This is a genomic window from Sporosarcina sp. BI001-red, from assembly GCF_003384035.1.
Taxonomy (GTDB): Bacteria; Bacillota; Bacilli; order Bacillales_A; family Planococcaceae; genus Sporosarcina.
This window is the reverse complement of the sequence record NZ_QQAK01000009.1, coordinates 528826-542112: the sequence shown is the minus strand read 5'-3', so window position 1 is coordinate 542112 and position 13287 is coordinate 528826. Positions and strand designations below refer to the sequence as shown.

Annotated in this window: 12 protein-coding genes; 1 reads left to right on the top strand and 11 read right to left on the bottom strand. The window is 43.8% G+C overall.

The window, feature by feature from the left end:
* Complete coding sequence (gene mce, locus DVB69_RS04570; RefSeq protein ID WP_116016987.1) at nt 1–414, bottom strand: methylmalonyl-CoA epimerase; 414 nt, start codon at nt 412–414, stop codon at nt 1–3.
* A gap of 111 nt (nt 415–525) precedes the next feature.
* On the opposite strand from mce, the gene prli42 reads away from it, so the two are divergent.
* Entirely contained in the window at nt 526–621 is a 96-nt protein-coding gene (gene prli42, locus DVB69_RS17500) for a stressosome-associated protein Prli42 (protein WP_158541020.1), read from the top strand.
* Nucleotides 622–675: 54 nt separating this feature from the next.
* On the opposite strand, the gene DVB69_RS04565 is transcribed toward prli42, so the two are convergent.
* From DVB69_RS04565 to DVB69_RS04520, 10 genes are all read right to left on the bottom strand, one after another.
* A complete protein-coding gene (locus DVB69_RS04565; RefSeq protein ID WP_116016985.1) occupies nt 676–1116 on the bottom strand; it encodes a BrxA/BrxB family bacilliredoxin in 441 nt (146 codons plus the stop codon).
* Nucleotides 1117–1234: 118 nt separating this feature from the next.
* The gene (meaB, locus tag DVB69_RS04560) at nt 1235–2272 is read right to left on the bottom strand and encodes a methylmalonyl Co-A mutase-associated GTPase MeaB (RefSeq protein ID WP_116017200.1); all 1038 of its coding nucleotides are present in this window, start codon (nt 2270–2272) and stop codon (nt 1235–1237) included.
* A 44-nt stretch (nt 2273–2316) separates the two neighbouring features.
* Nucleotides 2317–4476, bottom strand: coding sequence for a methylmalonyl-CoA mutase (gene scpA / locus DVB69_RS04555; RefSeq protein ID WP_116016983.1), 2160 nt, complete (start codon nt 4474–4476; stop codon nt 2317–2319).
* The gene (locus tag DVB69_RS04550) at nt 4473–6143 is read right to left on the bottom strand and encodes a methylmalonyl-CoA mutase family protein (protein WP_116016981.1); all 1671 of its coding nucleotides are present in this window, start codon (nt 6141–6143) and stop codon (nt 4473–4475) included. Before DVB69_RS04550 ends, scpA begins: the two co-directional genes overlap by 4 nt.
* Nucleotides 6144–6267: 124 nt before the next feature.
* A complete protein-coding gene (locus tag DVB69_RS04545; RefSeq protein ID WP_116016979.1) occupies nt 6268–7581 on the bottom strand; it encodes a dihydrolipoamide acetyltransferase family protein in 1314 nt (437 codons plus the stop codon).
* 21 nt (nt 7582–7602) lie between these two features.
* On the bottom strand, nt 7603–8586 hold the full coding sequence (locus DVB69_RS04540) for an alpha-ketoacid dehydrogenase subunit beta (RefSeq protein WP_116016977.1): 984 nt from the start codon (nt 8584–8586) through the stop codon (nt 7603–7605).
* The gene (locus DVB69_RS04535) at nt 8586–9593 is read right to left on the bottom strand and encodes a thiamine pyrophosphate-dependent dehydrogenase E1 component subunit alpha (RefSeq protein ID WP_116016975.1); all 1008 of its coding nucleotides are present in this window, start codon (nt 9591–9593) and stop codon (nt 8586–8588) included. The genes DVB69_RS04540 and DVB69_RS04535 overlap by 1 nt, the downstream gene beginning before the upstream one ends.
* 16 nt (nt 9594–9609) lie before the next feature.
* Entirely contained in the window at nt 9610–11037 is a 1428-nt protein-coding gene (lpdA, locus tag DVB69_RS04530) for a dihydrolipoyl dehydrogenase (RefSeq protein WP_116016973.1), read from the bottom strand.
* Nucleotides 11021–12151, bottom strand: a complete 1131-nt coding sequence (gene buk, locus DVB69_RS04525; protein ID WP_116016971.1) for a butyrate kinase — start codon at nt 12149–12151, stop codon at nt 11021–11023. Before buk ends, lpdA begins: the two co-directional genes overlap by 17 nt.
* Before the next feature lie 38 nt (nt 12152–12189).
* Nucleotides 12190–13287, bottom strand: coding sequence for a Leu/Phe/Val dehydrogenase (locus DVB69_RS04520; RefSeq protein WP_116016969.1), 1098 nt, complete (start codon nt 13285–13287; stop codon nt 12190–12192).

Here is a 13287-nt window from a genome sequence, read left to right as displayed (position 1 = left end):
TTACTCATCCCCCAATGAGCGTTTGGCACATAGTTCATAAAGAACTCCAAACGAAGATTTTGGGTGCATGAATGCAACTTCCGCTCCACCTGCACCTATTTTTGGTTCTTCTTGCAGTAATCGGACACCCTTTGTCCGGAGTTCTTCCATCCGCTGGCGAATGTTACTCACACCGAAAGCAATATGATGAACACCTTCACCGCGTTTTTCCAGGAAACTCGCAATAGCTCCTTCAGTCCCAATCGGCTCAAGCAATTCAAGCTTGATATTACCAGCATCTAAAAATGCTACCGTCACATGTTGTTGAGGGACTTTTTCCACCCCCAACAGTTTCAAACCAAGTGTATGTATATAATAATCCATTGAATCGTCAAGACTTTTTACCGCTATTCCGATATGGTCAACCTTTTCCACGATTCCACCCCTATTCTATTGTACCTGCTCCTAAAATAATGTGCCACCAGTTGAGAATTCTGCAGATTCTGTTAAACTAAAAGTATCAAACCAATTAAGGGGTTTTTGCACATGAGCAACAAAAAAGTTCAAAAAACAATTGTAATTATCATGATCGCTGCTATGGTTGCTTCCAGTGTCTTGTTCGGTCTCAGCACACTATTTTAATAGAAGATACGAAAATGCAGGCCGGCATCAGTCATACTGATGCCGGCCTGTTTTTTATAGTTCTTTACAATACTGTTCAAACTGATCTTGCAAGTTTGTCACAACAGACATTGGATCATGGCCTTCAATTTCATGACGTCCAACTTCAGCAACCATTTCGCCATTTTTCATCAAAACGAATGAAGGTGAAGATGGCAAATGGTAATCTCCAAAGTGCATACGTGCTTGTGCAGTTGCTTCTTTGTCTTGTCCAGCAAACACCGTTACCAAATGATCAGGAGCCTTATCGTAATGGATTGCATGAAGTGCTGCAGGGCGGGCAATACCGCCTGCACATCCACATACAGAATTCACCATAACAAGAGTTGTCCCTTCACGTTTGAACGCATTTTCTACGTCATCCACTGTTTTCAATTGCTCATAACCCCCCGCTTCCATTTCTCCGCGAGCCTGACCAGTTATATCGTCCATATAAAAATTAAAATCCATTGTCATCTAATTGTCCCCCTTTAATGCTTCTTATACACATCATACCAGTTTACGAGTGCGTTGAAAACTGTTCAGCAATTACGCTAACTTTTGCAAACACAGTAGCGCTTTAAATTCAGAACCCTTAGTTATCAAATAGTTGCTTAACTGCTCCAGCAACGGTTATTTGATCGTTCAAAAGTTCTCCTTCCAACTCTAAAACTTGCTGCTTGCGACCTGGTTCACCGTAGAACGAATCAATTAAGTGATCATTGATCATCGAGTAAAACCAGCTTCGCGTTTGGTATTGCCGTCTTTCTGTCCAATAATTCGACAACTCCATCACAACTCTAAACTCTTGAATCATTTCCCATGTTTCCGACAATCCAGTTTCCTTTATGGAAGATACCGGTAATGCGCGAGTTGTCCAACCGGGAGAAGCGGGTTGCAGGAAATGAGCAAGTTGGCGATACTCTCGCACAGTTTTCTTTGCAAGTCTCACATTTTCTCCATCCGCTTTATGGACGATGATACCATCCGCAAGCTCCATAATTCCTTTTTTCATCCCTTGAAGTTCGTCTCCAGCTCCTGTTAATGCAAGCAGCAGGAAAAAGTCTGTCATTTCACGCACGGCAGTTTCAGACTGACCGACGCCAACCGTTTCAACAAGAATGACGTCATAACCTGCCGCTTCACATAATAGCATCGTTTCCCTCGTTTTCCGATGGACCCCACCAAGCGTTCCAGCAGTAGGTGATGGACGGATGAATGCTAAAGGATCCCGTGCCAGCAGTTCCATCCGTGTCTTGTCACCTAGAATACTTCCACCCGTAATGGAAGAACTAGGATCAACCGCAAGGACTGCTACTTTATGACCCGCTTTCGTCAGCATAAGGCCGAATGCCTCGATAAAGGTACTCTTTCCCGCCCCTGGGACTCCAGTTATTCCAATTCGGATGCTGTTTCCCGTTTTGGGCAACAACGTACGAAGCAATTCTTGACCAGCCGGTTTATCATGAGTGGCGATACTTTCAAGAAGAGTGATCCCTTTTGCGAGACTGAGACGTGAGCCTTCCGCAATTTCTCGTGCGAGATCTGTGATTTCAATGGGAGCCTTGTTTCGTTTGAACTTTTTTCTCTTTACAGACTTCATACCATCATGCGATGAATGTAGACCTTCCATAACGTTGAGCGCGGTTTTCTCCCGCACGTCCTCATCACCTCGGTTCACTCCATCACTTCCTCATAACCTAGTTGGCGATAGATCTCCTCAATTACTTTTTGAGCGGCTACTGGAATGACGGTCCCCGGACCGAAAATAGCTGCTGCTCCATTCTCCCGAAGGAATTCATAGTCTTGTGCAGGAATGACACCACCGACAATGACCAGGATATCTGGTCTACCTATTTTCGCTAGTTCTGCACGCAACGCTGGAACAAGGGTTTTGTGCCCAGCAGCTAACGAACTTACACCGATGACATGAACGTCGTTTTCAGCCGCTTGCAACGCTGTTTCTTCAGGAGTTTGAAATAGTGGTCCGATGTCTACATCGAATCCCAGATCCGCGAAAGAAGAAGCGATCACTTTCGCACCGCGGTCATGCCCATCTTGCCCCATTTTAGCAACCAGAATCCGAGGACGACGACCTTCGTTTTCAAGGAACTCATCTGTCATTGATTTCACTTCATCAATTTCTTCTGTGTTTGAGAAGTTTTGACTATACACACCACTCACTGATCGAATGACCGCTTTATGTCTGCCAGACACCTCTTCTATCGCATCAGAGATCTCTCCGATTGTCGCACGCACCCTCGCTGCTTCCACTGCGAGAGCAAGCAAGTTACCGGTTCCTTCCTTTGCACTTTGGGTAAGTTCAGTAAGGGCTTTTTCGACCAATTTATCATCACGTTCTTCTTTCATTCGATGAATACGGTCAATTTGCTTTTGACGAACTAACGTATTATCGATATCTAAAATATCAATCGGTTCTTCCTGATCCAAACGGTATTTGTTCACGCCGACAATCGTTTCACTTTTCGAATCGATTTTCGCTTGGCGTTTGGCAGCGGCCTCTTCGATTTTCATCTTCGGAAGACCTGTTTCAATCGCTTTTGCCATCCCACCCAATTCTTCAATTTCTTCGATCAATTCCCAAGCCTTTTCTACGAGCTCATTCGTAAGTGACTCTACATAATATGAGCCGCCCCATGGGTCGATCGTTTTTGTCATCAGCGTTTCTTCTTGCAGGAACAACTGAGTATTCCTCGCTATACGTGCTGAGAAATCTGTAGGTAGCGCAATCGCTTCATCTAGAGCGTTTGTGTGCAAGGATTGTGTATGTCCCATTGCAGCAGCGTTCGCTTCGATTAATGTCCGCGTCACATTGTTGAATGGATCTTGTTCTGTTAAACTCCAGCCTGATGTTTGTGAGTGAGTTCTAAGTGCCAATGACTTTAAATTCTTTGGTTCAAACGTTTTCATCATTTTCGCCCAGATGATCCGTGCTGCACGCATTTTTGCAATTTCCATAAAATAGTTCATGCCGATTGCCCAGAAGAACGACAATCTTGGAGCGAATGAATCGATGTCAATTCCTGCTTTCAGTCCCGTACGTACGTACTCCAGACCGTCAGCAAGTGTATATGCCAATTCAATATCCGCTGTCGCTCCAGCTTCTTGCATATGATAGCCCGAAATTGAAATGGAGTTGAATTTCAGCATATATTTTGAAGTATAGTCAAAGATATCCGCGATGATCCGCATCGACATCTCTGGTGGGAAAATGTACGTATTTCTTACCATGTATTCTTTTAAAATGTCATTTTGAATCGTCCCTGCCAGTTTTTCAGGTGTAACACCTTGTTCTTCAGCAGCGACAATATAGAACGCCATAATTGGTAAGACCGCGCCATTCATCGTCATCGATACGGACATCTGATCGAGAGGGATCCCGTCAAACAAGATTTTCATATCTTCAACTGAGTCAATTGCGACACCAGCTTTACCTACGTCACCGGTTACACGGGGATGATCGGAATCGTAGCCACGATGAGTGGCCAAGTCAAATGCGACAGATAAACCTTTTTGTCCCATTGCAAGATTCCTTCGGTAGAATGCGTTACTTTCTTCAGCTGTCGAAAACCCTGCGTATTGACGAACGGTCCATGGACGAGCGACATACATCGTAGGATACGGACCCCGTGTATTTGGTGCGATGCCAGGAAAGTCTCCTAAGTGAGGGAGTCCTTCGCTATCTTCAGGAGTATAGAGTCGTTTAACTGGAATCCCTTCATTCGTCAGAAACGATTCTTTGGTTTCATTTCGAAAAGATTCCACATTCTGAATCACTCGGTCAATTTCTACTTTGCTAAAATCAGGCTTTTTCATGAATCTTCGCCTCCCTTACAACAATTGAGAATTTGCGTAAGCTTTTCTATTCGATTTTGTCCGGTGTACACAAATCCATCCAGTCCATTTGACAGCCAATCATTCGTCAGCTCTTCGCTCACGCGTCCCGCGACATCCAATAGTAGACCCGGTGGTTTTTTGGCAATGAGTTCTGGAACAATCTGTTCTGTCATCTCTGGTGCAGCGCACAGAATCACATAGGCTGGTTTCTCTGTATTTAACCATTCAAGTGCTGAAGAGGCATCACCGAACGCTGGACTAGGTTTAGCAGTTAACCCGCCAGTTGCTAAAAATCCAGTCGCAAAATCCGCACGGGGTTTGTAGGTTTTCAAGCTACCGAATACGAGTAATCGAATATCAATCGGCTGTTCAGCAGTTTTTTTACGTAACTCCTCAAATGGATAGGCTGGACGAGCCACCTCGATTCTGGAAGGATTCTCTGCTAAATTATGGTTCTCAGGATCTGCATAGACACTGGTTCCAATCAATGAAGTGAATCCCGTCGCCGCATGCTTTTGCCGTTCGTCCGCAAGCTGTTGTAGTTGACCTGATTGTAGAAAAGCATTTCTTCCGCCACTTTCCTCAATCTCAAGGAACCGCTGCCACGCCTTATGAACTAATTCATCCGTGAGTTGTTCGATGAAGTACGACCCACCACCAGGGTCAATGACTTTGTCTGCATGCGTTTCCTCTCGGATAATAAGTTGCACGTTGCAGGCATAACGGAGCGACTGTGCTGTTTCTCCAGTCAACTCGTTATAAGGGTATACAGTTAACCAGTCCGCTCCTCCTAAGACCGCTGAAAATGCACTATTGCCCGCTCTCAACAAGTTTACGTATGGATCGATTTTAGAAAAGGATCGTAGAGACGTAACTCCTACCAGAGGTACAGGGATTAAAGCCTTTACATCATAGGCACTGCAGAACAGTTGCCACAAAGTACGGAACGCTCTAAATTTTGCGATTTCCATAAAGAAATGAGTGTCTGCTGGAAATCTAAAAAAAACATCCTTACTAAAATGATTAATCGAAGCCGATTCCATTGCGAGTTCCGAAGCTTCCGATAAGGCAAATGCAAGTTCAGTGACACTATCCGCGCCATTCATATGAATCGGTTCCAAATCGATTCCACGTGTTCTTACATTTACATATCCAGACGGTAAGTTAGAATCATGAGAAAGCAGTAAACCTGTAACATCTTCACGTTCACCTGAAGGGATCACATCAAATACACTTAACAATCGATCTTGTGAAGTAATGTTCATGAAAGCTATCGGATGCTTTTTCATTAACTCGGCAAGTTGGTTTAGAGAATTATCGTCCCATTTAATCGAAATGCTGCCATCTATATAGATGGCTTCGTTTCCTTTTTCAAGACTTTCTGCCATCGAGGTAATCCATTCGGGTCCTGTTTTCCCAATTGTCGGTTGTGCACTTATCCATTTTTCAGTACCAGGACGGGCATTGCTCGTTTTCCCATGCGAAGTAGAATAAAGCGGATCGAGTGTGATTCCTTCTGCCGTTTTCGTTCTCAGTGAATCGATTTTTTTCCCTTTCAGTGATTGCCTTGCAACTTCTTCCCATTCGCTCCATTCCGGAAGTTTAAAGCGTTGTTGCATCATGTTATGTATATCAGAATTGGTCATTTAAAATCCCTCCCTGTATATCTGTATATCTGTCTACCTACTAGTGTACCCGAAATGGTTCCCACTTGAAAAGACAACCCCCACGTCCATTCTTCCTATGAACGAGGGGGTTGCTGTTCCTAACTTAGTAGATGGATGTTGTTTCAGATGATACGTTTTCGAGTATTTCTTTTACACGCGCTAGGAAATGACCTGCTACGAGTCCGTCTAATACACGGTGGTCTAATGACAGACAAAGGTTCACCATATCCCGAACACCAATCATTCCGTTGTCCATGACAACCGGACGTTTCACGATCGATTCCACTTGTAGAATTGCCGCTTGTGGATGGTTGATGATTCCCATTGATTGTACAGAACCGAATGATCCTGTGTTGTTGACAGTAAATGTACCACCTTGCATTTCCTGTGACTTCAGTTTACCTGAACGAACTTTTCCAGCAAGTTCTGTAATCTCACGGCCAATGCCTTTGATCGTTTTCTCGTCTGCTTGTTGAATAACTGGGACATACAATGCCTCGTCAGTTGCTACAGCAATCGAAATATTGATGTCCTTTTTCTGAACGATTTTGTCGCCTGCCCACATTGAATTCATCATAGGGAATTCTTTCAATGCTTGAGAAACTGCTTTGACGAAAAATGCGAAATACGTCAAGTTGAATCCTTCTTTTTGTTTGAATTCAGCCTTCAATGAATCGCGGTATTTCACCATTTCAGTTACATCGACTTCAATCATCGTCCACGCATGAGGTGCTTCGTGTTTCGACTTCAGCATGTTGTTTGCAATTGCGCGTCGGACACCTGTAATTGGAATTTCAATATCTCCAGCTGCGACAGGTACATTTGTTGCCCCTTGTGCAGGAGCACTTGCTGCAGGCGCTACAGGAGCAGATTGCTGAACAGCTGTTTGAGCTGGTGATTCAGTTGCTGCTGATTTTGCTTGAGGTTTTACACCACTATCGATAATCGCTTGGATATCTTTACGAGTAATACGTCCGTCCCGACCTGAGCCGTCTACATCTGATAGATTGATGTCGTGGTCTTGAGATAGACGAAGGACTGCTGGTGAGTAACGTCCGGCTGCTGCACCTTTTTCTTTCTTTACAGGACTTTTAGGTTTCTCAGAACCTTCAGTTGGGGTTTCTTTAGCCGGCTCGCCCTTAGCAGGTGCTGCTTCAGCAGGCTCACTACTTCCACCTTCAGTTTCCATCGTACATACCACTTCACCAACTGCGACTGTTTGACCTTCTTGTACAAGGATTTCTTTAATCGTACCTGTGAACGATGAAGGTACCTCAGCTGTTACTTTATCTGTGTTCACTTCTGCAAGTGAATCATACTTTTCTACATGATCTCCCGGCTTAACAAGCCACTTTTCAATCGTACCTTCAGTTACACTCTCACCGAGTTGAGGCATTTTAATCGATTCCATTGCCATAAGTTTTCCCTCCGTTCATGATTAAAATTCAGCTAAGTCACGTGCCGCTTTTTCCACTTTATCCGGATTCACCATAAAGAATTTCTCCATTGTTGGTGCATACGGCATTGCTGGAATATCAGGTCCAGCTAGACGTTGAATCGGTGCATCTAGATCAAATAGACAGTTTTCAGAAATGATCGCCGCCACTTCACTGATGATGCTACCTTCTTTATTGTCTTCTGTTACAAGGAGAACTTTACCTGTCTTCTTAGCCGCTTCAATGATAGCTTCCTTATCCAATGGGTAGATGGTTCTCAAATCGAGGATATGTGTTGAAATCCCGTCTTCAGCAAGACGTTCTGCAGCTTGTAAAGCGAAGTGCACACAAAGACCATAAGTGATGATCGTAATGTCTTCACCTTCACGTTTGACGTCTGCTTTTCCGATTTCAATGACATATTCCTCTTCAGGAACTTCACCTTTGATTAATCGATACGCACGCTTATGTTCAAAGAACAAAACCGGATCATCATCACGGATCGCTGCCTTCAACAACCCTTTGGCATCGTAGGGAGTCGATGGAATTACTATTTTAAGACCTGGAGTGCTTGCAAACATCGATTCGACGGATTGTGAATGATAGAGAGCACCGTGAACGCCACCGCCGAATGGGGCACGTACAACGAGCGGACAAGACCAGTCGTTATTAGAGCGGTAACGAATTTTTGCAGCTTCCGAAACAATCTGGTTAACAGCTGGCATAATGAAGTCTGCAAACTGCATTTCTGCGATTGGGCGCATCCCGTACATTGCTGCACCAATAGCAACACCCGCAATCGCTGACTCTGCTAGAGGAGTATCAAGCGCACGGTATTCTCCATATTTGTCATAGAGACCTGTTGTCGCTTTGAAGACTCCGCCTTTACGTCCAACGTCTTCTCCTAATACGAAAACGTTTTCGTCACGTTCCATTTCTTCTGCCATAGCACTTGTAATTGCATCGATATATGAAATGACCGCCATCAGTCGTTCCCTCCTTGTTCCGCATATACGTGACGAAGTGCATACTCTGCATCTGCGTATGGAGCTGCCTCTGCATAATCTGTTGCTTCGTTCACTTGCTTCATGATTCGCTCTTCAATTTCTGTATTCAACTCGTCTGTAAGCACATCAAGTTCTTTCAAATAATTAGCAAACTGAGGGATCGGATCAAGTTTACGCTCAGCTTCTAATTCTTCAGCATCGCGGTACAGTCTTTGGTCGTCGTCAGAAGAGTGAGCCGTTAATCGATAACAAACTGCTTCGACAAGACTTGGTCCATCTCCTCGTCGTGCGCGATCTGCAGCTTCTTTTACGACTTTATAAACTGCTAGTGGGTCTGTACCATCAACTGTAGTACCAGGCATACCGTACCCAATTGCACGATCCGCAACATTTTCACATGCAAGCTGTTTTTCTACAGGAACTGAAATTGCATACTTGTTGTTTTCTACCATAACAACTGTCGGTAATTTGTGTACGCCTGCAAAGTTCATACCTTCGTGGAAATCTCCTTGGTTAGAAGACCCTTCACCAAGTGTTGTGAATGTAATGAAATCTTCACCTTTTATTTTCGCTGCAAGAGCAACTCCTACTGCATGGGGAAGTTGTGTCGTAACCGGTGAAGATCCTGTTAAAATACGATTCTTGCGCTGTCCGAAGTGACCTGGCATCTGACGTCCACCTGAGTTTGGATCTTCTGCTTTCGCAAATGCTGAAAGCATCAAATCTTTTGGTGTCATGCCGAAATGTAAAACAACGCCCATGTCACGATAATAAGGTGCAGTCCAGTCTTTTTCTTTATCGAGTGCATAAGCTGCTCCAACTTGAGCTGCTTCTTGACCTTGACAAGAAATAACAAATGGAATTTTACCAGCGCGGTTAAGTAACCACATACGCTCATCTATTTTTCGTGCCATTAACATTGTTTCATAGATTTGTAGTACATCATCATTCGTGAGCCCGAGCTCATCGTGGCGATTTGTTGCCATCAGTGTTTCCCCCTTTTTACATGTGAATTGCTTTACCGTCTACAGCTAATGCTGCTTCACCAATTACTTCAGAAAGTGATGGATGTGGATGAATTGTATCTGCAATTTCCCAAGGCGTTGCGTCTAATACCATAGCAAGTCCGGCTTCCGAGATCATATCTGTAACGCCAGCACCAATCATGTGCACACCGAGAATATCATCTGTTGTTTCATCCGCAATAATTTTCACAAAACCATCCGATTTTCCATTCACAAGTGCTTTACCAACTGCTTGGAATGGAAATTTACCGATTTTCACAGCGAATCCGCGTTCTTTCGCCTGTTTTTCGGTAATTCCTACGCTTGCAGCTTCAGGGCTTGAATAGATACAACGTGAAATTTTTTCGTAATCCATAGGCTCTGGAGTATTGTTCGCGATATGTTCAATTGCAGCAATTCCTTCATGTGAAGCGACGTGTGCTAATTGAAGTCCACCGATACAATCACCAATTGCATAGATATGACTCTCTTTCGTCTGGAGAGTAGGACGTGTTTTGATGTAACCCTTTTCGATTTCAATTTCCGTATTATCGATGCCGATACCTTCAGTATTCGCTTGACGGCCAACTGAAACTAGAACTTTTTCTGCAGTGAACCTTTGAGTAGCTTCACCAATTTCTGTTGAAATAGTAACATTATCCGTTGTTTTTTTAACTGTTTCAGGAAGCACTTTTGCACCTGTAACGAAATTGATGCCTTTCTTCTCAAGAAGCTTTTTCATTTCTTTTGAAATGTCTTCGTCTTCAGTTGGAAGAATTCGATCTGCGTACTCAACGACAGTAATATCAACACCGAAATCGTTGAGCATGGATGCCCATTCGATTCCAATGACACCGCCGCCGATGATTAACATAGAAGATGGCAATGATTCAAGAGCAAGTGCGCCGTCTGAAGAAAGAATTTGCTGTTCATCCAACTCTAGACCTGGCAATGTTCTAGGACGTGAACCCGTTGCAAGGACAAGGTTTTTTAAGATGAGCATCTCATTCTCTTCACCGTTGTTCATCTCAACTGATATCGTTCCAGGCATTGGAGAGAAGATAGAAGGTCCAAGCATTCTGCCAGTTCCTTCATAGACATCGATCTTCCCTTTTTTCATCAGTCCTTGGACACCTTTATAGAGCTGATCCACAATCGACTGTTTACGCGCTTGAACAGCTGAGAAATTGAGTGTAACCCCTTCAGTTTCTACACCAAAACTCTGCGCTTTCTCTTTCGTAAGCTGATAAACTTCAGCACTTTTCAATAGTGCTTTGCTAGGAATACATCCTTTGTGTAAGCACGTACCACCTAACTTCCCTTTTTCAACGAGTGCTGTTTTCAAACCGAGCTGAGCAGAACGTATGGCAGCTACATATCCACCCGTTCCACCACCAAGAATTACAACATCATACTCTTGTGCCATTAAGTTCAGCCTCCATTTCTATGTTTGTCTGTCGCAAAGGATATACTTTTGCTTCTTCTTCACCGGTAAGAACACGGATTGCCCCTTCCGCAAGTGCCTGCAATTCGTCTTCCCCCGGATATACTACAACATCAGCTATCCAGTCTACATACGATTGAATTTCTTGTGTAAATCCTTTTCCATATGCAAGTCCACCCGTTAAGATGATTGCATCCACTTTACCTTGGAGTACTGCTGCAGCACTACCAATTTCTTTGGCAACCTGATACGCCATGGCGCTATAGATTTCTTTTGCACGCTCATCACCTGATTGGATTCGCTGTTCAACTTGGACCGCATCATTTGTTCCGAGATAACCTGTCATACCACCTTTGCCGACAAGCATCTCCATGATTTCTTGACGATAGTATTTGCCAGAAAAACAAATTTCCACTAAATCTCCTGCAGGTACCGTCCCTGCTCTTTCAGGACTAAAAGGACCGTCCCCGTGCAGACCATTATTAACATCAATAACGTTCCCATGATGATGGACGCCAACAGTAATTCCGCCGCCCATATGCGTCACAACTAGATTTAACTCTTCATACCTTTTACCAATATGTGAAGCATATCTCCGTGCTACCGCTTTTTGGTTCAGTGCGTGAAAAATCGAATGACGCTCCAATAAGTTAAAGCCAGAAATCCGAGCGACAGGTTGAAGTTCATCTACAACAACAGGATCGACTATAAAAGCTGGGATCTTTGTATGAGCAGCTATTTCACTGGCCAGGATTCCGCCTAAATTCGAAGCATGCTGCCCTGAGAATCCTTTTCGGAGATCATTGAGCATTGCATCATTTACTGTATAAGTGCCACCAGCGATAGGACGCAGTAAACCACCGCGTCCACACACTGCTGATAATGAAGAGAGTTCAATCTCATGTTTCTTTAATTCTTCAATAATCATCGACTTTCGAAACTCATACTGCGCAGTGATAGAAGAAAACTGTGCTAGTTGTTCTGTGGAATGACGTAATGTCTGCTCCATGACGAGTTGATCGTTATCGAACACGCCAATTTTTGTAGAGGTAGAGCCAGGGTTAATCGTTAAAATTCTAGTAACAGAAGGGTGCACAAACTTCCTCTCCTTTCAAAACACAGCTCAAAAGTTGCTTATCGACGATTGGAAAGTACGCTTTTCTCACGTTGTAAAAACGTGTTACGTGCTTTTGACACACGTTCGATACGTTCTTCAGCCAAACGGTCTGCAGCAACGTATGAAGGAATGTTATCACGCTTAGAAATCGCAAAGATCTTTTCGATTGTTTCGTAGATTGTGTTGACTTTTCGTAGTGCGCGTTCACGATTATAGCCATCCAACTCATCTGCTACGTTAATAACTCCACCTGAATTGATGACGTAGTCTGGTGCATAGACAAGTCCCATTTCGTGAATCTTGTCACCATGTTCAGGATTCTTCAACTGGTTGTTTGCAGATCCTGCAATGACTTTAGCCTTCAATTGTGGAATTGTATCATCATTAATGACAGCTCCAAGTGCACAAGGTGAGAAGATGTCTGCATCTACGCCATAAATTTCGTTAATGCCAACAGCCGTTGCTCCAAAGTTATCTACTGCACGTTGAACCGCTTCTTCATTGATATCCGTAACAATCAGTTTTGCACCTTCTTCATGAAGGTATTCGCACATTGTATAGGCAACGTTTCCAACACCTTGTACCGCGATTGTCTTACCTTTAAGGGAATCATCACCAAATGCTTCTTTAGCTGCTGCTTTCATACCTACATAAACCCCAAGTGCGGTTACAGGTGAAGGGTTGCCTGAAGAACCGAACTCAGCTGAAACACCAGTTACATAATCAGTTTCAAGGTGAATCAAGTCCATATCTTCTTCAGTTGTACCTACGTCTTCTGCTGTGATATAACGACCGTTCAGTCCTTCGATGAAGCGACCGAATGCGCGGAACAATTCGTCATTCTTGTCTGTTTTAGGGTTCCCCATAATAACTGCTTTACCGCCACCTAGGTTAAGGCCAGCAGCTGCATTTTTGTAAGTCATTCCACGTGCAAGGCGAAGTGCGTCTTCAATTGCTTCTTCTTCACTGTTGTATGTCCACATGCGAGTTCCACCAAGTGCTGGTCCAAGTGTTGTATCGTGAATTGCTATGAATGCTTTTAGGCCTGTTGTTTTGTCTTGGCAGATCACCAATTGCTCGTAGTCGTATGTTTCCATGTATTTGATAATTTCCAT